Here is a 20,518-nt window from a genome sequence, read left to right on the forward strand (position 1 = left end):
TGAGGTATCAGGCGCCGAGCGCCGGGTCTTCTTCGATGGTCATGCTGTGCGACCATTGTGCGAACTGCGCCCAGGTCAGCGGCGTGGACTCCGCCTGCCGGCCGAGGATGGCTTCGGTGGACTGGTAGGCGCCGCCCGGCTCCGGGATGAAGACGATCTGCTCGCGGACGCCGATGCGACGCAGGAACTCCTTGAAGGGGCCCCGCGCATCCTCCTGCCCAAGCGCCTCATAGCCGAAGCTGATCTCCCGGTAGGTTGCGCCGGGGTCCACCGACACGGCGCCGGAGCGTTTCCCGCGCTGCTTGGTGTCCATCGGCACGGGGCGCTCCTTGATCGGGTAACTGATGTTTCGCATGGGCTGGATGACGCCAGAGGCCCACAAGCGGCCAGTGATCAGGTCCCCCGGCGCCTGGCCGTTAACCGTCTGCGTGGCCCTGGCCGGGTCGCTGATGTCCACCCGCGCATACCGTCCGACCACCGGCGCGTCGAGTAGGCGCAGCGTTGCCCAGTATCCCGGAGCGACGCCGGCCGCCACCCACCCGCTGTCGTAGACGTCGCCCACCGCCGTGGTGCGGTCGGGGCCGGTCCGCGCCACCGCCTGCGCGTTGGTCAGGCGCTGCGCGTACAGCGTGACACGGGCGATGGTGCCGCTGTAGTCCTCAGACCCCAGCCACAGGCGGTTGAGACCCGACAGGACCGGCGCGGCGACCGTGCCCCAGAGCGTCCCGGCGGCGGCCAGGGCGGCGTCTCCGTTGGCGACCGCCAAGGCCGCCACGACGCGCTCCCCAGCGGTGAAGGCGTAGCTTCCCGCCCAATAGGTGTCGCCGTCCATCTGCACCAGGCCGCGCAGCCCCACGCCGTCAGACAGGCGCAGCTGCAGCCGGCGCCCGTTGTCGCCGCGATCGATCTGCACCGGGCCGCCGTTGCTCGCCGGGTTGGCGGGCCGCCCCGGCGGATTGAACTCGCAGACCAGCGTGCAGGCGGCCGGGTTCCAGCCGGGCACGCTGGCCAGGGCCAGGGTGGCGACATCGGCGGCGCGGGTGGCGGCGGTCCCGTTTGTCGGCACCGCCGATCCGGGAACCGTCCCGGGCTCGTACTGCACGCCCCAGACCAGCACCGCACCGGCCGCCTGACCTGCGTTCGGGTGATTGAACGGGCGCAGGTCGAGCGTCGCAACGGTGTTGCCCGTACCGTTGTTGGCCAGCGGCACCCAGACGCGGTACCAGCCGCCCGGCCAGGGCTCGATCCCGATCCCCTCGTTGACCCCCTGCGACAGGACGACGGTCCCGGTCTGGAAATCGGCGGTGGCCAGGGACAGCTTGGATGTGCCGCCGGTGTTGTAGGCGATCCCGACGTTCAAATAGCGCCCGGCATCGACATGGCCCCAGACCGACAGCACACGGGACAGAGTGTCGTTGGGGATGGCGACGTTCCAGCGGCGCAGGCGATCGGCGCCGGTGACCGCGGACGCCAGCCGGTCGGCGGTCAGCGTGCCGTCCGGCGCGGTTGCGACGTTGACGGTCACCGTGGTGTTGCCGAGCGGATCGCCCCACTTGTCGAGATCCTGCGACCACGGCACCAGATTGGCGCCCACCGGCTCCAGCTGCAGACCGAGCGCGACCATGGCGCTGGTCGCCGCGTCGTAGCGGTAGGCGAAGCGCGGCACGTTGACGGCCGCGGTCTTCAGCAGGCCGTCGGCCGCCAGATAGGTTGCCGTGCCGGCGCGGCTGAAGCTGATGCGCGGGTCCAGCCCCCCGGCGGTGAAATCGCAATCCAGGATCGGCACCGCCTCCGCAAGCGGCGTGCTGTTGCCGACGCGCCACCGCACCAGCGCGGAGCTGGTCAGCAGCGCGCCGAACAGGCCCAGCAGACGGATCGGCTGCGCCGTGCCGAAATCGGCCGCCGCCCAATCCCGCGTGGTGCCGGCGGTTACCCAAGGTCGCTGCGGATCGGGGTCTGCAAGGTTGCTGACCGGCAGGTTGGACCGCTGCGATCCACACGAGAGGACGGTGGTCGGCAGATCGATCAGATTGCCGAACCCGAAGAGTGCGTTGGCCATGGGTCATCCCCAGACGATGATGGTTGCGATGCGGTCGCCGACGTCTTCCGGGAGGGCGACGACGCGGACATCGCGGCCCTGCGCCAAGCCGTGACGCGGCCACGTCACGCGGAGCGACCGACCGAGCCAGAGGGAGGCAGCCACGACCAGCGGCACCTTGAGTGCCCAGGCGCCGCGCGACCGGGCGTAGAGGGCTTGCAGGTAGCTGGCGAGGTCGGAGGCTGGGCCGGGATTGTCGAAACCGCTGTTGAGCGTCAGCTCCGGCGCCGTGGGATAGCGGGACAGGATCAGGCTGTTTGCCGACGGCGGCGCCTCCCGATATTCCCGCTCTGCGAAAGCCTTGGTCGCTTCATCAGCGGTGACCAGGATCGCGTCCCGGCTGATGACCGAGTAGCACCGCCGGTAGTTGACGGCAGAGCGCCAGACAGCCGGGGCGATGCTGGCCGGCAAGGTGCTGGGCGTCACGTCTAGCAGCCCGGCGCCGGGCACCAGCTCCAGATCCGGCACGCCCGATTCCTCCAATCGACCGAGCCTGATCATCCCGGTCCGGTCATCGCCCCACCAGCTCGCGCAGGACTGCATGACCGTCGAGACGGACTCGCCTACAGTGGTCTGCGATGTCCATGCAAAGCCGCAGGCCCCCGGCAGGTAAGCGGCGTGGCTGGTCACCGTCCCGCCGGCAACGACGCCGCCCAGGCCGCCGATCTCCAGCAAGCGCGCCGCGATCTCGGCATGCGTCTCGACATACCCGCCCTCGGCGTCGCCCTCGATGTCGGCGGTGACGGTGCCTTGATAGGGTTGGCTGCCGCCGGTCGACGGCACGGCTCGCACCAGCCCCTCTGCGCAGCACGTCGCGTACTGGCCACCGATCATGCTGGCCGCCTTCAGCGCGGCCTCGGTCGGGTAGTCGCCGACGTAGGAATAGGCGCCACCCTTATCCCACAGCCCTGTCACGCCTTTGATGCGGCGGAAGTGGCAGCGGAACAGGCCGTAGGCGGTGTCGTAGCACTCCAGCGGCACCCAACGGGCGATGCCGAAGACGCCGGGCACGGCCTTTCCCTTCCAGGCCGCAGGGCCGTCCTTCCCCCCGGTGCCGCCATAGGTCGGCAGCAACGAGAGGTCGGCCAGTGCCGTCCGGTCGCGGACGGTCAGCCCCATCACGTCGTCATCCGGCGCCCACGCCACACCGACGCCGTCGAAGACCGGCACGGCCTCGGACAGGTCTTGGCCACGGATGAGGCGCTTGACCACAACGCGCCGGCCCTGGACGGCGAAGCTGTCCGGCAGACTGTCCAGCACGCCGTCATCGTTGCGCAGGGCCAGCAGGCCGAATGTGCCGGCGACGCGTCGGCTGTCGGTCGGCGACAGCGGCAGCCGCCGCTCAACCGAGAACCCCTGCACCCGCCCCTCGTACAGCCGGCGCGGCGCCACGCTGTCGGTGGGCGCCGTCAGGTAGCTGCGGTCGGCGAAGTAGAGCGGGACGATGGAGCCCGGCGGCTGCTCCTCCTGACCGGGCAGCGCGTCGAGCATCCCCGCATCAAGCACCAACGGCGCCCCATAGGAGACGCCGTTGGTGCCCTGCCACGGATACAGATCCACGATGTAGACATAGTCGATGGCGCGCCCGGTGCCGACCGAGGTCAGCACCCACGGCACCAGCTCGACACCCAGGCTGTCGAGCGGCTGGGTGTCGAGACTGTAGGCGTCGAGCATCAGGCGGCCTCCGACTTCTGGTCAGCGAGCAAGGCGGCGAGCTTGGCTTGCAGGGCCGCCTTGGCCTGCGCATCGGTGCTGGCCTCGATGGCCTGTTGGATGAGCGCCAGGGCACCCACCATGACGTGTTGCATGCGGGTGTTGGTCTGCCGCGACGCGACCAGTTCGCGACGGACCTCCTCCAGCTTGGCGGTGACGTCCCCACCGAGCATGGCCCGGGTCTGCGGAGCGGTGAAGACACGCTCCCCACCCCGGAAGCGGACCAGCTCCGGCCCCTCCTCACCGACCATCGCCCAACCAGCCAAGGCGCTGTCGGTGCCGACTGCGTAGCCGGGCAGGCCTCGCCGCCTGCCGTACTCCGTCACGCTGCCGGTCGTCCAGGAGGACAGGGCCGCATAGTCGGCGGTCGTGCCGTACATCGTCCGACCTACGCTCAGCAGCGCGCTTGCTGCCGCCGTTACGGCGGATGCGTCCGACCCCGAGAGGGCCGCCCCGAACTGCCTCTGCGCCTCGCTCAACTGCTCCGGGGCAGACAGAGCGGACAGGTTGCCGAGCTTCTGGTCGTTGAGCCAAGCCGTCAGGCTGCCTGCCTGCGCCGTCAGCTTGACCATGGCTGCCCCCTGTCGTTCCAGCGCCTGGACCTCGGCCAGCCGGGATCGGACACCGGCATCGGTGACCTCCGCCAGCTCGCGGGTCTGTTTGATGCGCAGGGCCTCCGCGTCGTAGGCATCCTGGGACACCTGACCAAGCTGCACCTTGGCCGCCATCTCCCGTAGCGTCAGGTCTTCCAAAGCCGACGCCATCTCCTTGGACCGCTCCTTGGCCGCCGTGGTTGTGCCGCGCAGGCTGTCCGCCAGCTTGGACATCACGGGGTCGAGATCCTTGAAGTAGGCCACGACATCATCGATCTGGCTGTCGCTCAGCCCGTCGATGATCGCCTTGGCCTGCGCCTCGTAGAGCGCATTCGGGTCCCGACCGGCGGCGACCATGTCCAAAGCGTTGGCGTTCCAGTAGTCCCGGACACCCTGGAGGCTGTTCCGGTAGCTCAGCCCTTGCGCCTCGTTCATGTTCGCGGCGTAGGTGGTCCGGACGCCCGCGTAGATGCGCTCCAAGCCCTTTTCTTGGATCGTGTCGATGGTCTTGGCGAGTTCCGGGTTGACCTGCTCCAGCACCGATTTCCAGGCCGCAAGCTGGCCGGTCAGGGTTGCCACCGCGGTCTGCGTCTCGGTGTAGGTCCGCGGGTTGGCGATGTCGTCCAGCAGGTTCGTGACCTGACCGGACACCAGCGCTTTGTACTCCGCCGATGCCCCGATTTCGCCGGCCTTCTTCATCTCCTCCAGCATCGGAGCCAGACCATCCGCAGCCGCCTTGAAGGCCGCCTTCTGGACAGCGCCGATAGACTTGTCCATCTCGGACAGGGCCGTCGTTGCCGTTTCGATACGCTTGGCAAGCCCGAGGTAGGAGTTGATCTGCTCCAGGTCGGACGCGCCTTTCACCACGTCCGATCCCAGAGCGCGACCGACCAGCCCATCAGCCGAGAGGGAGCCGACAAGTTGCTTGATCAGCTCCTCGGGTGTCCTGACGCCATTGCCCTTGACCTTTGGCCCGCCGGTAAAGAGGCCGTAGGTGCCGTCCGGCGCCTTCAGCCCGTAGGCGTCCGCCATCGCGTTGAAGGCCGCGGCGATCTGCGCCGTGGCCTGCCGGACCCCGGTGGCGTCGCCACCATTGTCCGCGGCGCTGGGGCCCTCGCTGAAGCGACCGCCAGAGACGACGACGTTGCCCTGTGCATTGGGTCCGACAGACGCCTTTTGTGTGCCGACCAGCCCCATAATGCCGCCGACCACAGCCCCGATGCCGAGGCCGATGGGGCCGCCAAGGGCGCTGAGTCCGAGCAGATTAGCCCCATAGGCCGCAACGGCGCCCAGCGCCGCGCCGGACAAGCCGCCCACCGCCTTGCTGTTCGCCGACGTGCCAATCATGCCGCCGACGGCTCCGCCAAGGGCGCCAGCACCAGCCGCGCCTAGGACGCCCCCTAGCGTGGCCCCGCCGCCCGTCGCCGCGGCGGTGTTGGTGATGGCTTCCGCACCAACGACGTCCACGAAACCCGGAGCTACACCCGACGTGCCGGTCCACAGAGGCGTGGACATCGCCGCCTCGAACCCACCCGTCAGACCCAGCTTGTCGCCTGCCCAAGATAGCGCCTTACCCGCCCCCCAATTGGTCGCCATGTCGGTCGCCTGACCGGTCAGGCCGGCACCGTTCTGGTTGGCGGCGTTCTGGTTGGCCGGGGAGCCGAAGAGGTCAAGCAGGCTTCCCTGCGTGTTCCCACCAAGCCCGACCATCCGACGCAGGTCGACCGACGCCAGACGGGTGAGGTCCGACAGAATGGACGCCGTGATGCCCTTCCACAGGTTCCCGAAGTCAATGGAGGCGTCCTTGCCCTGGACGATGGCATCGACCAGGGAGTCCCCGAGCCGTTCGAAGGACTTGTCCAGGCTGCTGTTCACCGTGTCCCAGGCATCACGGTAGTTGTAGACCTCCTGCTGTTGACGGGCGATGGCCGCCGCGCCTTCGAGCTGGATGTCCACATTCCGCCGGGTGGCGGCGTCAAGCTCCCCATACTTCTCGATGGTCAGGCCCATCGCCTTGAGGGCATCGTACCGAGCCCGCAAGTCGAGGGCGGCAAGGTCGCTCAATCCCGCCGTTGCCCGATCAATCGCAAGGTCTTCCTTTGCCCGACGCAACGCGTCGGCATAGGCCGAGATGTCCTTGTTCAGCCGGGAAAGGTCACGCTCCTTCAGCTTGTTGATGTTGCGATCCAGCGCCTTCGTCCACAGATCTTCGCCCTCGGCGGTGTTCCGAATGCTCTCGGGATACTCGCGCAAGGTCTGAAGGTAGGCCTCGTTGTAGCGGTTGGCCTCGCTGACGGCCTGTCCGGAAACCCCATAGGCGGCGATCAGGCGGCTGTTGGCTGCGATCTGCTGGTCGATGCCACGGACGAACTCGTTGTGGATCTGCGCGCGGGCTGACTTCTCCTGCTCCTCCCGCGCAGCCCGCACAGCGGCCGCAGTCCCGTCCATCCGGTGAGCATAGACTTCCGCCTCGATGGCGGCACGGCGCATCGCTGCTTCGCCCAGCCCCGCCGCTTCGGCGTTCAGACGGGCAGCGTTGGCGCCTGCGCTGAGGCTCAAGCTCAGCTCCGCAACCGCCCGGGCCTGCCCCGCTGTCACCTGAGTCACGGCGGTGCCGACGGCCAGCCGACGCTCCTCCTTTGTCGTGGCGGTGCCGAGCAGATTGATACTCTCGACCTCCGCCGCCTTCCGGGCCTCGGCTGCCGGGCCAACGAGTCCGGCATACTTCTGCTCCACCGCCGCGAGCCGCTGCCGCTTGTCGGTCTCGATATCGATGCCCTTGGCCGCCGCCGCCTCGTAATCGGCCCGCTTGTTCTTCAGTCCCTCCAAGGCCCGGCCGGCGTCATCGGCGAACGCCATCAGCCCAGGGTTCTTCAGGCCGCTTTCGAGCTTGGTGATCGAATCCGTGAGAGACGTGATCTCCGTCGCCATCGGACGCGCCGAACGGGCGACCTCATCGGCGGCCGCGCTGTTCTTGACCTGGCCCTGCCAGTCGCCCACCCGGGCCGCCATCTCGCGATCACGGCCGCGCTGCGCGTACCGTTGGGCAAGTTCGGCGTCGGTCGTCGCCAGCTCCCCACGGGATGCGCCCATGCCGGGCGCGCTGTATCGAGAGTCCACCGGTACGGCGCCCTCCGGCACTGCCACTCCGCCGGTTTCGCCGTCGAGCCGACTGGCATCAAGGCCGCGCGCCGCGATCAATTGCCGGCGCCGCTCCTCCAGCCGCGCAATGGCCTGGGCATTCGTCTCGGGGGCCGTGGCGTCGCCGATGGCATTGATGGCGTTCGATGCCGCCCGTTCTACCCTCTCCCACGCTGCCGCAAGCGTCCCGACCTGATCGCCGAGGCCGCGGGTCCGCGTCGCCAAGCTGTCCGCAAGCACAAGCCTCGCCTGCTCCGCCTGCCCGGTGGCGGTCAGGACGCGGATGCGCTCCAGTTCTTTGCCGGTAAGCAGACCATAGGCTGCCGTCAGCTTCTCGGCTCCCGCGACCGGGTCGGCGAAGAGCTGCGCGAGATCCTCGGTCGCCGCGTCGACGTCCTGCTTGGTCGCCACCGCATAGTCGCGCGACAGACCGATCAGGCGCTCCATGCTCTCGGCACCGAGCTTTCCAGCCCGGACGTACGCCACTTCCTGCTCGCGCGCCGACGCGACCGAGATCTTCCCGGCCTCAGCTGCCCGGATCGCAAGGGCCTCCATTCCGTCGGCGGAGCGGCCAATGGCACCGCCCATCAAGGTGACGGATGTCTCGACCTCGCGCAGCGCGGCCGCGTGACGTTCTACGAGGGCAAACGCAGCAACCAACCCGCCGATAGCGGCGATGGCGAGACCGGTCGGACTCGCCAGGAGAGAGATTGCCCGCCCGACGCCACCGACCGCGCCTGTCGCCTGCGGCCCCTGCTGCATCAGGATCAGGAACGGGTTCTGTCCGCCGGCCAGCTGCACGGCGGCGTCCTGGATCTGGTAGCTGAGATTGGTCACCTCGTGGGCGGCCAGCTTGGTCGAACGGGCGGCGTTTTCGTTGGCTGCCGCGTACCGGGTGGTCTGCTGGCGGAGCCGATCCAAGACTTGGATCTTCTCGGCCTCAGTGCTGATCCCTTGAGCTATCGCCCGATCGAGATCGCGCGTCGCAGACTCCAGCGTCTTGTTCGCGCGGTAGGCATCATCGGTCCGCGACTTCCAGCGGTCCAGAGCCCGCCATGCGCTTTCTTGACCGCGGGTGAACTTGGCGGTCGCATCATCGAGCTGGAGCAGGCCGGTGCGGGTACGCTGCGCGGCGCCGGCAGCATTATCGGAGGCGTCGGCAACACGATCCAGCGCGCGAGCGGCGGAATCGGCTCCCCTCTGCGCCTGCCGGTCATCAATGACGACCTCATGCACCAGCGCGTGCGCGAGTTCGACAGCCATGGCGAGCCCCATAGAAAAGGCGCCGCGGACTGGCCGGGCACCGAGTTGATTTGCTTGCGAAGATTCGACTTATGCGCGCAGTGCGGGCATCATCCCCAAACGATTGGGGAGGGGACCATGAACGACATGCTCAAGATCGCTGGCGGCATCATCATCGCCGCCGTCGTGCTGTTTTTCGGCTCCGCGATTTTCTCTGGCGCCAGCGAACAGATGGCTCGCAACAGCGCCGTCAAAGCCGCGGAGGACGCCTGTTTCAAGGAGATCGGGAGCAACCTTGCCCTTGAATACAAGGCCTGCGTTGAGCGCCGCCTGCGCTGGTGAGCGCGGCAGGAGGGGCATCTCGGCGCCAGCCCTCCTGCCTCACCCCTCCGGCCGCTCCTTACCGCCTTTGGTCGCCTCGACCTTGAGGAACTCATCATCAATCGCCCGCACGAACCGGACGAAGCGCCGGAGGTCTTGCGGGTCGGTGTCGCCGTCGATGTCCTTGGCGTAGGCCAGCATGGCGGTCATGGGGATGGCGCCGACGCCCACCCCCACCGGACGATCCCCAGACAGGTCCGAGAAGGCCCGCCAGAACCGCCGCAGGCCGGGGTTCAGGTCCGGCGCATCGAGAAGGACAGGAGGGAACTCCTCGTCGTCCTCCATGCAGGCCCGGCCGATCTCCTCCGCCCGCCGGCCCCAGGTGAAGGTCCAGCGGGCGAACTCCCTTAGTTTCCCTCCGCGGCCTGATCGGCGGCGGCCTGGAAGTTGCCCTCGTCCAGGGCGATAACCAGCACCTTCGTGCGGAACGCCTTGTACTTCGGCTGGGCCAGCAGATCGCCGAGGCGCTTCTGATCCTCCGGCTTGGACAGGTCGACCTTGAAGGGCTCGCCGTCCACCGTGAAGCCGACGAACTCGGTCAGCAGTCCCTGAGCCAGCCAGTTCGCGTTGATCTTGGCCTGGATCTCCGCCGGGACCTCCTTCCAGGAGGCGTAGGGCTTCCACAGCCGCTCGCGCACCTTCTGCGCGCGGTCGGCGCCGGCGCTGCGGACGCAGATATGCGTGCCGCCGCCGAACTCGATCTTCTTGCCGTTCTCGTAGGTGGCGGGGTCCACGGCGAAATCGTTCAGATCCATGATGATGGTCCTTCTGTCGGAAAGGAATGAGGGGTGGGCGGGGTCCGACACCCCCGCCCATGCGCGCATGCGCTCCCCATCCCCGAAGGGATCGGGTCCTGTGTCGGCAGGGATAGGCAACCGCCCGGCTTACGGCCCGGCGAAACGATCGATCTGCATCGTGCAGCCGGTGACCGGATCGGGGTCGGCGCCCCACTCGAACCGCGCCATGATGTCCGAGTTCGCGCCGCCGGCCGTGATGGTGGACTTGCCCAGCACCACCACCGGATAGGTGACGATGTAGGTGTTGCCGGCGCCGTCGGTGACGCGGTAGCTGACGTTGACCTCAGCCTCGGCCTTGTACTTGTCGTAGAGGGCGTAATCGCTGAAGTAGGCCTCCAGCGTGCCGTTCGCGGTCAGGGTGCCCTTGCGCATGCCCTGCGCCTTGGTGCCATCCACGGTCGAGGTGGAGACGGCGTACTGCGCCGCGGCGCCCTCCTTCTGGAAGGTCGAGTTCACAGACATGATCTTCGCCGCCAGGGCACCGCCATCCAGGGCCACGGACTTGAGGTGGGTCACCACGCTCATGACCTTGTTCGTCGGCGCCGCGGTGAAGCCGGAGCCCAGCGCGGCGACCTGCTTTTCCTCGCTCCGGCAGAGAGCATCGAGCGTGCCGGAGAAGAAGTCGCCACGGGCCGCGTTGATCTGCCCGCCCGTAAAGTAGGTTCCGGGATAGGCGAAGCCCAGCGAAGCGCCTAGACGCTTCTGGATGGTGAAGCTGTTGAACGTCGTGCCGTTGCGCAGCATCGTGCCGGTGATGGTGACCGTGGCGCCGGCCGCCGCTGTGGTGGCGCCACCCTCCAGCGTCACCGTCGTCCCGGTCGCGGCGGTGACCCGCTTGAAGCCGTTGTTGGCCGGAGCCGTGGCGCCTGCGATCTTGATCCACTGCCCGACGGCGATGGTGGAGAACTTGCCGGCGGTGGCGCTCGACAGGCCGGTGGAGGTGAACGCGATGTCGGTGCCGGTGATGTTCAGCGCCGTCGACCAAGCACCATTGACCGCGCCGGCCCAGAGGTCATCGACGTTGCCGTAGCTGATGCCGAACTGGATGTTGCCGGAAGCGGACACGTCCTGCGTCACGGCGGCGGCGGCCTGCCCGTCGGACCGGATTTCCGGCGGGCGGGTGCGGTTCTTGCTCTCGGAGAAGCCCTCCGAATTCACGCGAAATTTCTGATACGCACCCGTCGGCGACGTGCCCCAGGTCGTTTCCGCGGCGTAGGACAGCTCCAGATCGTTGCTGTCGGCGCCGGCCTGATAGCCGGTGGTCGGCATGGCCTTCTCTCCTCAAAGAAAAAGGCCCGCCGAAGCGAGCCCGTTGGGATTGATGCGCGGCAGCCGTCTACGGACTGCCGATGGACTGGTACCGGTAGCCGATGCCGAAGCTGACGCCCCACCAGGCGCTCTGCATGCCCTCCGGGGCGCGCTCTCCGGACTGGCCGGCCAGTCGGTTGCGGCACTCGACGCCGTCGAACTCCTGCCCCTGGAAGATCGCTGCCGCCGCTTCGGCCAGGGCGTCCGCCAGATCCGGACCGTCGCCAGCCGGGATGTAGACGTCGACCATGAAGGCGCCGACCTCATCCCACAGCGAGTTCTCGGCATCGCCGATATCCGCGCGATCGATAGCCGCCCCGGGGAAACGGATGTCAATCCAGGGCCGCCCCTGCGGGTCGAAGCTCCGGTTCGGTTCCCGGATCGTGGCGTCGACCGGGTCCCACAGGGCGGTGAGCCGGCCGCGCACGGCGGTCTTCACGGCCAAGCTGCTCATCGGCGGCTCCTCGTGCCCTTGGGCGACAGCTCGATGTAGGGAAAGCTGGAAGCGCGCTGCTTACCGGCTTCGGTCGGGCGGTGCTTGCCGGCCTCGTGTCCGACGAAATGCCGGTAGCCGAACCGGACATTGACGATGTTGCCGAAGCGGGCGCGCACGATCTCCGACGTGACCTCATAGATCCCATCGGGCGCCTGATTGGACCATCCCTGCTCCAGCCGCCGCGAGTAGGGCAGCAGGTTCACGAAGGTCGCCACATCATCGACACCGACGGTCACGCCCCATTCGACCTGCTCGCCGTTGATGAGCAGCCGATGGCTGTCCGCATACTGGCCGGTGTCGATCGGGGAATGCCGGGCCAGGGTGTCCGCCGTGAACTCCACGGCCGCCTGATGGACGGCGAACAGGTGGACCACGACGCCGCCGGCCTTCACGCTCTCCACCGGCGCGCCGCGGCGCCCGTCCACGATGGTGACGCTCTCGACGGGATGGCCCAGCGCGCGGGTGTTGATGGCTGAGGCCTCGGCATGCGCTTCACGGGCCGCCTGCACCAGCATCTGACGACGGGTCTCGCCGAGGAGGCGGGATTTGGCGAGATCAACCTGGGCTCGGAAGGACTGGAGACGCGCCATGGGCTACCCCCTAACCTGAAGCTCCCAGGCCGCCACAGCCGATCCGGCATAGTGGGCCTTGGTTTGGATGACGTTGTAGGTCCGCCCTTCGGCCTCGATGGCGGCCCCCGGCTTCGGCCCGGTGGGCAATCCGACGGCGGCGAAGGCGGCTTGCAGGATGACCATGCGGCGGTCGCCGACCAGCACGGCGTCCTTGATATCGGACGCCTCATAATCGGCCATGGCGCCGGTCAGCGTGTAGCCGGCGGCAGACGGCTGGGTGATCGTAACCGAGGCGCCGGCCGCCACCGGAGCGGCGAGCGGCGGGCTGATCGGGATGTTGTTGAAGGACTTCGCCGCGCTCGGGGCGATCACGGTGCCGACCGTGTAGGCGGCACCCCCGATGGTGAGGACATCGCCCGGCTGGAGCTTGCCGGTGACGTTGATGTGCTGACTCTGGATGCTGATGGAGGCAGCGCCTGCCGCAGCCGCCGTGACGGTGCTCCACGGCCCGCCCTGGACGCCTCCGGAAGCCGCAGCAGATCGGTAGACCACCGGCAGCCCCCAGGCCACATCCAGGCCCCACATCAGTCCGTCGGCGTCGCGCTGGACCGGCTGCACCGCCTGCACAGTGAAGGTGTCGGCACCAACGGTCAGGACGGCGCCGATCTCCGGGGCCGGCACCTCTGCGCGACGGACATGGAACTGGACCCGCTCCAGCATGACCATCACCGGACCGACGGCGACGGCCTGCCCGCCACCTTGCCGGATCGCCCGGCACGGGGCCGGGGCGCCGGCGGTGGGCGCGTAGGTGGCCGGCTTGCCGCGGAGCTGGAACAGCGTGCGGATGTGGGGGGTGAAGTCCATCACATGCCCTTCAGGTAAGAGGCGCCGTTGGGCGTCATTTCGTTCCCCCGCCTGTTACCCACGGCGACAATCTCGGAGGAAGCCATGCCCAACGCGAATGTGGATTCGACGGTCAACGAAGTTCTCCGGGACGGGAAACCGCGCTCGTTCACGCTCCCGGCCGACAGCTTCAACGCGGACCGGTCCGGCGGGCTGGCACCGTTCCTCCGCTCGCTCACCGACCGAGGCCTCAGCGTCGAAATCCACGGCTCCACGGCAGCCCTGGCGGACGCCAACATCTACCCCGGCACCGCGGTCGAAGGCTGCTCGATCTACGAAGGTGACAGCGGCGAAGCTGGTCGCATGCTGCGGTTCAAGCTCGAGCCCGCCAAGTAGGCCCCAGACGCGCGAAAGGCCGCCCGGAAGCGGCCCCTCGCGATTTCGGTCAGGCGGTCAGGATCAGGTGCGCTTGCCCTGGCGGAGCACCTTCGGACGGGTGCAGACGAACATCGGGTTCGCTTCCATCTCGATGGTCACGAACTCGTTGCGCTTGGTGTCCGGGATGACCCGATAATAGGTCTCCAGGCCCGGCGTATTCACCAGATCGAAGGTGTCCGGCGGGGAGCCGTACTGCTCGAACAGGCCGTCGATGCCCATCGGGTAGAGGTGGCACTTGTCGGTGTTCACGCCGACGCCGGAACCGCCACGGTAGCGGCGCCAGCGGATGCCGCCCCAGTCGAACACATCCATCGGGCGACCGGCCAGCTCGTTGGCCTTGGCGGCGTACAGATAGGTTTCGATCACGTCCGGGTGGTTGGTCAGGTCGCGGAAAAAGGCCGATCCGCAAACCGCCTCGATGACCACCGAGCCGGGGACGAGACCGCCGACGTCGTCCTCGATGCTCTCGATCACCGCCATGCACTTCTTGCGGAGCGCGCCCTTGGCCGGGGTGGCGTTGTCGAGATCGAAGTCGATCTCGGCGGCGGCGGTGATGCCGAACTCCTGATACCAGTCGTAGATGAGGGTCGTGCCGTCGGTGTCCAGCACCTTGCCCTGAAGGGCGTTCAGCATGTGGTACTCGAAGGTCAGCTCGGCATCGTTGCGGAGCTTCAGAGCCCGGCGAGCCACCTCGCCCTGAACCTGCATCAGCTCCGTCTCGGAGCCGAAGGCGCGGATGCCGGCGACCTCGGACGCCCAGATGGTGTCCTCCTTCTTCAGGTGGCAGGTGCGGAAGTCGCGGATGGTGCGGGCATCGCCCTTGCCCTGCGTGCCCGGCGCTCCACGCTCGGAAAACGGGATCAGCGACAGCACGCCTGCGCGGCTTTCGATGGCGAACTGACGGGTGCGGATGCCGCGGAAGGTGAACAGGCCCAGCGAGCGGATGAGGCCCGGCTTGTAGGGGATGTCCTCCAGGCCGCGCGTCAGCTCCAGCATGCTGAAGGCGTTGCCGCTGAAAACGTCCATGGTTGCCATGGCGACGATACTCCTTGGTCAGCCCAACGGTCAGCGGGCGATGATGGAAAGGGCGGCGAGATCGGCGAGACCGGCCGCGATGCCGGTGGCGTCCACGCCCGCGGCCCAGACCAGCTCGGCCTTGTTCACGGTGGCGTGGCGGGCCGTGACGACGGCCTTCACGTCACCGTCGGTGGTGTCGCGCTCCTCCCAGAGGATGGCGGCGGCCGTTTCGGAGCCATCGGTCCCAGCATTGTCGTAGGGGACGTACTTGCCGTTCGCCGTCAGCTTGGCGAGCACGGTGCCGGTGCGGACCACGCCATTGCCAGAGGCGAGGGTCGCGACCTCGCGGCTGATGTCGCCGTTGCCCTCGCAGATGAGGTAGCCGCCGGCGTGGGGCAGGTTTTCGGTAAGCGTTGCCATTGGCTGGCTCTCCTGGTGCGAGGGTTACTTCTTGAGCTTGGCGACCGCGGCGCTCCAGCCGGAGGAGACCGGCGCGAGCGGCTGGCGCGTCGTGTCGGTCACGATGGCCTCGTCCCGCGCCGCCGCCGCGTCGGTCGCCATGTTGCGGGCGACCTGCATGTCGCCGCCGGTCGCCACGAACTGCACGAGGCTGTTCTTCATGTTCGGCACCCGCAGCGTGTCGCAGGCGGCGGCGATGTCCTTGGCGTGGGACAGGGCGGCGTTCACCGCCTTCATCGTCGCCTTGGACTTCAGGAAGCCAGCGGTCAGCGTGGCGAAGCCGGCGGTGGCGCAGGCCTCGGCGATGGCGACCGGATCGGCCGGCGCGTCGGCTTCGGCGGGGGGTGTCACGACGGTCTTGTCGTCGGTCGGCGTGTTCTCTTCCGGCAAGGGGGCCTCCATGGTTGGGCGGGTGGGAGCGGCGGCGGTCGCCGCCAGGGAGGCGCGGGCTCCCCAGCCGCGCGATTTCGCGAGAGCCACAATGTGTTCCGGCGCGCGGGCGTAGGCGCGGACATGGGCGAAGGCGACCGGCTCCGGGGTGTCGACGCCGTCGGCCTCGGCCGCGTCGGCGAACCCCTGGGCGACGGCCTCGGCCGGACCAAGCCACGTCTCGGCGCGCATCATCTCGCGCACCTCCTCGGGGCTCTTGCCGCAGCGGTCGGCGTAGACCTGGGCGTAGGTGCCGCCCATGGTATCCAGCGCGCTCGCCACGCGGCGGTGGTCGTCGCAGGTCCCCCAACTGCCGGCGGACGGGTCATGGATCATCAGCAGGGCGCCGGGGCGCATGGTGACGGTGTCGCCGGACATGACGAAGAGGCTCGCGGCACTGGCGGCCCAGCCCTCAACCACCATGTTCACCTTGCCCTTGTGGGCGGCGAACACCGCATGGATCGCAGCACCCTCGGTGGCGACACCGCCGCCGCTGTTGACGCGCACCGTCACGTCGGTGTTGCGTCCGACCTGGGCCAGGGCGTTGATGACGTCGGCCTGGGAAAAGACGTCGTCATCCCACCACGGATCGCCGCCGACCGTGCCGGTCAGCACGATCTCGTTGCCTCGTACGATCGTGCTCACGATCCGGTCTCCTCGTCTTCGGGGTTGGCCTGCGGGGTGGCTGGTGGAGGCGCCGCCGCAGCAGGGACGATCCCCTTCGCCCGCTCCCGCTCGGCGTCGGCGGCCCGCTGATCGTCGATCACCTCGGCGTCGTCACCTCGGCGGGCGATGGTGCTGGAGCGGGAGTCCAGGCCGCCGGCAATCGCCTTCAGCTTGGCCTCCACGTCCTGCACCGGCTGGAGGTATTCCCAATCCTGCGGCTGCCATTCGACGCGCTTCAGGTCGGCCTCGGTGACCGACTTCGGTACCCGGAGCGCACCGCTCGCCACAGCGGCTTCAATCCAGCGGTTCCAGATCGGCCGGCAGAACTGGAAGGCGACCATCTGGTGTTGGAGCTGGGCCACCGTCCGCTTCATGGTGTTGAAGGCGGCCCGGAAGGTGCGGTCGTTGGTCTTCTCCCAATCGCCCGACAGCTCCTCATAGACCAGATCCAGGCCGGCAGCGGTGGTGCGAAGCGCGGTGCGTTCGAACACCTCGTCCTGCCCGGCCGTTTCCTGCCACTGCGTGAAGGTGACGTCCTCGCCGGGATTCAGATACTGCATGGTGCCGGGCTCCAGTCCGACCGCCGGCAGTTCGCCGAACTCTTCGGCCACCTGCCCCCACATCTCGGCGATCTTCTTGGCGTCCATCTCCTCGGTGACGGCGCGCTTCACGAAGCCGACCAGCGAGGCCAGCATCTGCTTTCGGAGCAGCGCCGCATCCCGCCACTGCCCGAGTTGGTGCAGCGTCGTGATGGCCGACGCCAGCCAGGGCAGACCACGGAGCTGGTTCGGCGGAGCGAAACGCATGTGGCAGACATCGGCGGCATCCACCCGCGTCTTTTCCCAGCCGTTCACATCCATGACCACACCGGCATCGCCGGGGTTCGCCCGGTACATCCAGTAGGCAACCCGGCGGCTGAGTCCATCGCGCTCGATGCCCTGAACGACCTGCCGCCCCTCGTTCGGGACGGAGTAGTCCAGCGGCACCTGCTCGGCCGGGATCAGCTGCACCTGGAGCGGCACCGGGAGCCCATCGGTGGAGCGGCGGGCGCGGATCCGGGCGAATTCTTCACCGGTTGTCGCCGTCTCCAGCACCGCCTGCGTCTGGAGACCGTAGATGTCGAAGGCGCCGTCGGCATCGGCATAGTCCGACCACTCGGCCCACAGCCGGTGGATCGCATCCCGGACCCGCTTGTTCGTGCACAGCGACCGCGGCTTGATGCCGGTGCCGATGATGTGCGTGCCGTAGAGGCTGACGCCGCGCTTGGCGTGTGGGTTGTTCCGCCGCATGTCGCGCGCCCGGCGGATCAGCTCCGGCCCCTCGGCCGCGACGATGGCGTTGGGGCCGGAGCTGGACGGGCGCCAGCCGCCCATGCGGCGACCGGTGGACGCGCCCTGGTAGGCGGTGGTTGCCGGCGGCGACAGCGGCCCGGCGTCCATGCGGACATCCGGGAGGTATTCCCCGGTCGCTTTGTTCCGGAGACGGATCTTGGCGGTTCGCATGGTCAGTATCCCGAGCGGGGCGTGACGCGGACGGCGCGGTAAGTCCGGCGGCTGGGCTGGGCCGCGGCGGCCACCTCGCTCTCCATCATCGCCAGCGTGTCGCGCATGTCCTTCAGTGACCGGTAGGTCGTGCGGGAGCCGTCGCTGTACTGGACATCCTGCGCCCCGGTGGCGATGGCCGCCTTCAAGGTGTCGACATCGTCTTGCGTCCAGGCCATGTCAGCGCCCCAGGCGGTTCAGGTAGGAGGAGCGACCGACCTTGCGGACCGGTGCCTTTTTCGGTGCGGGCTTCGGCTGCTCGACGGGTGCCGGCAGGGCCTGGGGAGCACCGGCGGCGGCCGACGCCTCGTCCGTCACTGCGGGCTTCTCCCGCGGCGTCTTGTCGGCTTCCGTCGCCATGGCCCACCCCTTGTGCAGCGTTTCGAGACCGCATTTCGCGGCGTAGGCGTAGACGAGACAGACACCGGCCTCGTGGGGTTTGCCCTTCGGCTTGTCCCACTCCGTGAAGCCACCCCTACGGGCAACCAGCTTTTCGGCGGTGAGCTGCTCGAAGTAGGCGTCGGTCAGCGGCTCGGCCCCGGCCGGGACCTGCGCCGGGAAGTGGACGAAGCGCGGGCCGGGCTTCTCGACCGCCAGCGAGCGGTACACGAAGTCGCGCGCCGCGTTGCCGCCGATCAGGTAAACGGTCCCGCCGTTCTGCCCCTTGGAGGGTCGGCGAGGCCAGACCTTGGCCCGCTGGCCGTTCTTCTCCGACCGCCCCTTGATGGCCCAGACGCGCCGCAGCGCCCGGGCGGCACAGAACGCATACGTCTCGGCGGTGTGGTGGCCGCCGGAGTCGATCGATGCCGCCTGAATGGCAAACCGCTTCCCATCCGGCCCGAGGAAGGTGGTCAGCAGCAGGCCGTCAAGCTGGTCCCAGACCTCCTGTTGCGCGGGATCGCCGCGGAACACCCAATGTCCGATCAGCCAGCACTCGTTGCCCGCACCCCAGCCGTAGACCGAGGCCTCGATGCGGGGATCGACGCCTTGATGGGACTGCACGTCGCCGCCCAGCGTCAGGAACCGCACGCCAGGAGGGATCTCCGTCGGGTATGGCTCCGTCCGCTCCGCGAAGGCGGAGACCTTCAATTCCTGCCCGTAGGTCGCCTTGTAGGGGCGGCCGAGGACGAGGTTGACGAAGGGCTGGACGAGCGTGGCGGTGTCCTTCTGCGCCTCCAGCCATTCCCGCACCAGCACCGTCCATGCGGCGTTGGGGTTCAGGCTCATCCCGGTCCAGACATGGAACCCGACATGGCCGGGCTGGGACGGTTTGGCCGTCGGCCGCCATTCGCCATGGGCATCCATCCAGGCCTTGCGGCCCTCGTCGATGATGCAGCCGCAGGTTCCGACGTACCAAACCGACAGGTCGCCGTCCTCGCTGACCGACCACTTGATCCCGTGCGGGACATCGGGACCGCCCCACTCCAGCGCCTGCATTTCCCGGCACTGCGGGCAGGGCACGAAGTACCGGCGCTGGTCGGACTGGAGCCAGAGCTTGTAGGTGCGGCTGGTCTCCTCCAGCAGCGGGGTTCCGCCCCGGACCTGCTGGCGATTCCAGAACGTTTCACCGCGGGTCCAGAACAGCTTGAGCTTGTCGCCCTGCGTCTTGGCCTTCGGGGACCATCCCTCCGCATCCAGCTCGTCGGCGAACAGCCAGCGGGCCGAGTAGCGGCGGAAGGCGTCGTCCGAGGCGGCGCCGACGACGCGCACCGATGCGCCGTTCGACAGCAGGTACTTCGTCGCCTTGTCCTGCTTCTCCCCCTTCCGCACCGGCCGGATCATCGAGGCCAGAACCGGCGTCTGCTGCAGCATCGGCGCGATTTCCGAGCCACCGAAGTCCTCGGCGTCCTCCAGCACCGGTTGGGCCACGGCGCAGAGCGTCGGGTCCTGGTGGAGGTGATAGCCGATGGCCAGAGTGGCGCAGCGGGTGAAGCCGACGCGCGCCGCCTTCATGACGGTGATCAGCGGGATCGTCGGATCGCACATGGCATCCAGCAACCCGCGCTGGTAGCCGTAGAGCGTCACCTTGCCGTGTTCGGCCCCGGTGCCCTTCGGGATGCGGCCGTAGGTCTCCGCCCACTCCGAACCCGTCAGCCGGCGCGGGAACTTCAGCGTGTTGTCGATCAGCCCGAGGAGGCTGGCGCGGAAGGCGGCACGGCCGCGGCGGTAATCACCCGCCCGGTGGAGGGCGATCCTCTCCGTCGCCTCCGCTGCCCGCTGGTTCAGCATCCGCCCACCTCTCCGCAAGCTCTTCCTGCGCGGCGCTGAAGGCCTTGTTCGTCTCGGCTTCCAGGAACTCCTGGATCTCGGCGGCGGACGTCATCGTCGCCGCCCGGCCGGCGACCTTGGCGCAGACATTCGCCATGCCGGTCCGCAGTGCCACCGCGAAGGCCGCCACGTCCGCCGCGGCCTCATGCCGGTTCACGACGTCGTCCAGCAGCTCGGCCGTGCTGACCTCCTCGGCGATGGCCTGGGCCACGGCCTTGCGGCGGTCGGCCTCGTCCTTCGTGATCCGATCGGCCTCACCGCCGGCGTCCTGGACGGCGTCACCAACCGCCCGGTCGATCAGCCAGCCCACGATGTCGGGGATGGACAGTGCCCACTCGACGCCGCGCGACCGATCGGCTTTCGTCACTGCCGGGCAGCCCTGCCCGAGCCACTTCGAGACCGTGTTTCGGTCCCTGCCGAGGATCGACGCCGCCTCGCTGAGGCTGTAGGTCCGTCCCGCCATGTTTCAGCACCCCACGAGAGCCGGAAAGCGTTGAAAATCCTCACTTTTCAGCG

The 20,518-nt window shown here is 68.4% G+C and carries 18 protein-coding genes; 2 read left to right on the forward strand and 16 right to left on the reverse strand.

The window, feature by feature from the left end; all coding sequences use genetic code 11:
* Nucleotides 1-7 precede the first annotated feature (7 nt).
* Genes D3869_RS26795 through D3869_RS26805 form a run of 3 tightly spaced genes read right to left on the reverse strand, consistent with a single transcriptional unit; the run spans nucleotide 8 to nucleotide 8,808 of the window.
* Nucleotides 8-2,059, reverse strand: a complete 2,052-nt coding sequence (locus tag D3869_RS26795) for a phage head spike fiber domain-containing protein (protein WP_137142773.1) — start codon at nucleotides 2,057-2,059, stop codon at nucleotides 8-10.
* A 3-nt stretch (nucleotides 2,060-2,062) separates the two neighbouring features.
* Nucleotides 2,063-3,772, reverse strand: coding sequence for a hypothetical protein (locus tag D3869_RS26800; RefSeq protein WP_137142774.1), 1,710 nt, complete (start codon nucleotides 3,770-3,772; stop codon nucleotides 2,063-2,065).
* A complete protein-coding gene (locus D3869_RS26805) occupies nucleotides 3,772-8,808 on the reverse strand; it encodes a phage tail length tape measure family protein (RefSeq protein ID WP_175426636.1) in 5,037 nt (1,678 codons plus the stop codon). The genes D3869_RS26800 and D3869_RS26805 overlap by 1 nt, the downstream gene beginning before the upstream one ends.
* Before the next feature lie 117 nt (nucleotides 8,809-8,925).
* Between D3869_RS26805 and D3869_RS26810 the strand changes: the two genes are divergently transcribed.
* The gene (locus D3869_RS26810) at nucleotides 8,926-9,129 is read left to right on the forward strand and encodes a hypothetical protein (RefSeq protein WP_137142776.1); all 204 of its coding nucleotides are present in this window, start codon (nucleotides 8,926-8,928) and stop codon (nucleotides 9,127-9,129) included.
* A gap of 39 nt (nucleotides 9,130-9,168) precedes the next feature.
* Here the strand turns inward: D3869_RS26810 and D3869_RS26815 are convergent, their stop codons facing one another.
* The 6 genes from D3869_RS26815 to D3869_RS26840 form a co-directional block, all read right to left on the reverse strand.
* Nucleotides 9,169-9,453 (reverse strand): phage tail assembly chaperone, encoded by a 285-nt coding sequence (locus D3869_RS26815; RefSeq protein WP_137142777.1) that lies wholly within the window; start codon nucleotides 9,451-9,453, stop codon nucleotides 9,169-9,171.
* A gap of 62 nt (nucleotides 9,454-9,515) precedes the next feature.
* A complete protein-coding gene (locus D3869_RS26820; RefSeq protein ID WP_137142778.1) occupies nucleotides 9,516-9,923 on the reverse strand; it encodes a hypothetical protein in 408 nt (135 codons plus the stop codon).
* A 129-nt stretch (nucleotides 9,924-10,052) separates the two neighbouring features.
* Complete coding sequence (locus tag D3869_RS26825) at nucleotides 10,053-11,234, reverse strand: phage tail tube protein (protein WP_137142779.1); 1,182 nt, start codon at nucleotides 11,232-11,234, stop codon at nucleotides 10,053-10,055.
* Nucleotides 11,235-11,301: 67 nt separating this feature from the next.
* Nucleotides 11,302-11,727, reverse strand: coding sequence for a phage tail terminator-like protein (locus D3869_RS26830; RefSeq protein WP_137142780.1), 426 nt, complete (start codon nucleotides 11,725-11,727; stop codon nucleotides 11,302-11,304).
* Complete coding sequence (locus D3869_RS26835) at nucleotides 11,724-12,359, reverse strand: hypothetical protein (RefSeq protein WP_137142781.1); 636 nt, start codon at nucleotides 12,357-12,359, stop codon at nucleotides 11,724-11,726. The genes D3869_RS26830 and D3869_RS26835 overlap by 4 nt, the downstream gene beginning before the upstream one ends.
* Before the next feature lie 3 nt (nucleotides 12,360-12,362).
* Nucleotides 12,363-13,205 carry a head-tail joining protein gene (locus tag D3869_RS26840; protein WP_137142782.1) on the reverse strand — a complete coding sequence of 281 codons (843 nt, stop codon included), beginning with the start codon at nucleotides 13,203-13,205 and terminating at the stop codon, nucleotides 12,363-12,365.
* An 84-nt stretch (nucleotides 13,206-13,289) separates the two neighbouring features.
* On the opposite strand from D3869_RS26840, the gene D3869_RS26845 reads away from it, so the two are divergent.
* Nucleotides 13,290-13,580: a hypothetical protein gene (locus tag D3869_RS26845; protein ID WP_137142783.1), complete on the forward strand. Its 291-nt coding sequence runs from the start codon at nucleotides 13,290-13,292 to the stop codon at nucleotides 13,578-13,580.
* A 63-nt stretch (nucleotides 13,581-13,643) separates the two neighbouring features.
* On the opposite strand, the gene D3869_RS26850 is transcribed toward D3869_RS26845, so the two are convergent.
* The 7 genes from D3869_RS26850 to D3869_RS26880 form a co-directional block, all read right to left on the reverse strand.
* Nucleotides 13,644-14,657 carry a major capsid protein gene (locus D3869_RS26850; protein ID WP_137142784.1) on the reverse strand — a complete coding sequence of 338 codons (1,014 nt, stop codon included), beginning with the start codon at nucleotides 14,655-14,657 and terminating at the stop codon, nucleotides 13,644-13,646.
* A 30-nt stretch (nucleotides 14,658-14,687) separates the two neighbouring features.
* Nucleotides 14,688-15,059 (reverse strand): head decoration protein, encoded by a 372-nt coding sequence (locus D3869_RS26855; RefSeq protein ID WP_137142785.1) that lies wholly within the window; start codon nucleotides 15,057-15,059, stop codon nucleotides 14,688-14,690.
* Nucleotides 15,060-15,083: 24 nt separating this feature from the next.
* Entirely contained in the window at nucleotides 15,084-16,172 is a 1,089-nt protein-coding gene (locus D3869_RS26860) for a head maturation protease, ClpP-related (RefSeq protein WP_175426637.1), read from the reverse strand.
* Nucleotides 16,169-17,632: a phage portal protein gene (locus tag D3869_RS26865; RefSeq protein WP_175426638.1), complete on the reverse strand. Its 1,464-nt coding sequence runs from the start codon at nucleotides 17,630-17,632 to the stop codon at nucleotides 16,169-16,171. The genes D3869_RS26860 and D3869_RS26865 overlap by 4 nt, the downstream gene beginning before the upstream one ends.
* A gap of 65 nt (nucleotides 17,633-17,697) precedes the next feature.
* Nucleotides 17,698-17,913 (reverse strand): phage head-tail joining protein, encoded by a 216-nt coding sequence (locus D3869_RS26870; RefSeq protein ID WP_137142788.1) that lies wholly within the window; start codon nucleotides 17,911-17,913, stop codon nucleotides 17,698-17,700.
* Nucleotide 17,914: 1 nt separating this feature from the next.
* Nucleotides 17,915-19,963, reverse strand: a complete 2,049-nt coding sequence (locus tag D3869_RS26875; RefSeq protein ID WP_137142789.1) for a phage terminase large subunit family protein — start codon at nucleotides 19,961-19,963, stop codon at nucleotides 17,915-17,917.
* Nucleotides 19,905-20,465, reverse strand: coding sequence for a terminase small subunit (locus tag D3869_RS26880; protein WP_137142790.1), 561 nt, complete (start codon nucleotides 20,463-20,465; stop codon nucleotides 19,905-19,907). The genes D3869_RS26875 and D3869_RS26880 overlap by 59 nt, the downstream gene beginning before the upstream one ends.
* Between the last annotated feature and the right edge of the window lie 53 nt (nucleotides 20,466-20,518).

Source organism: Azospirillum brasilense, assembly GCF_005222205.1.
GTDB lineage: Bacteria > Pseudomonadota > Alphaproteobacteria > Azospirillales > Azospirillaceae > Azospirillum > Azospirillum brasilense_G.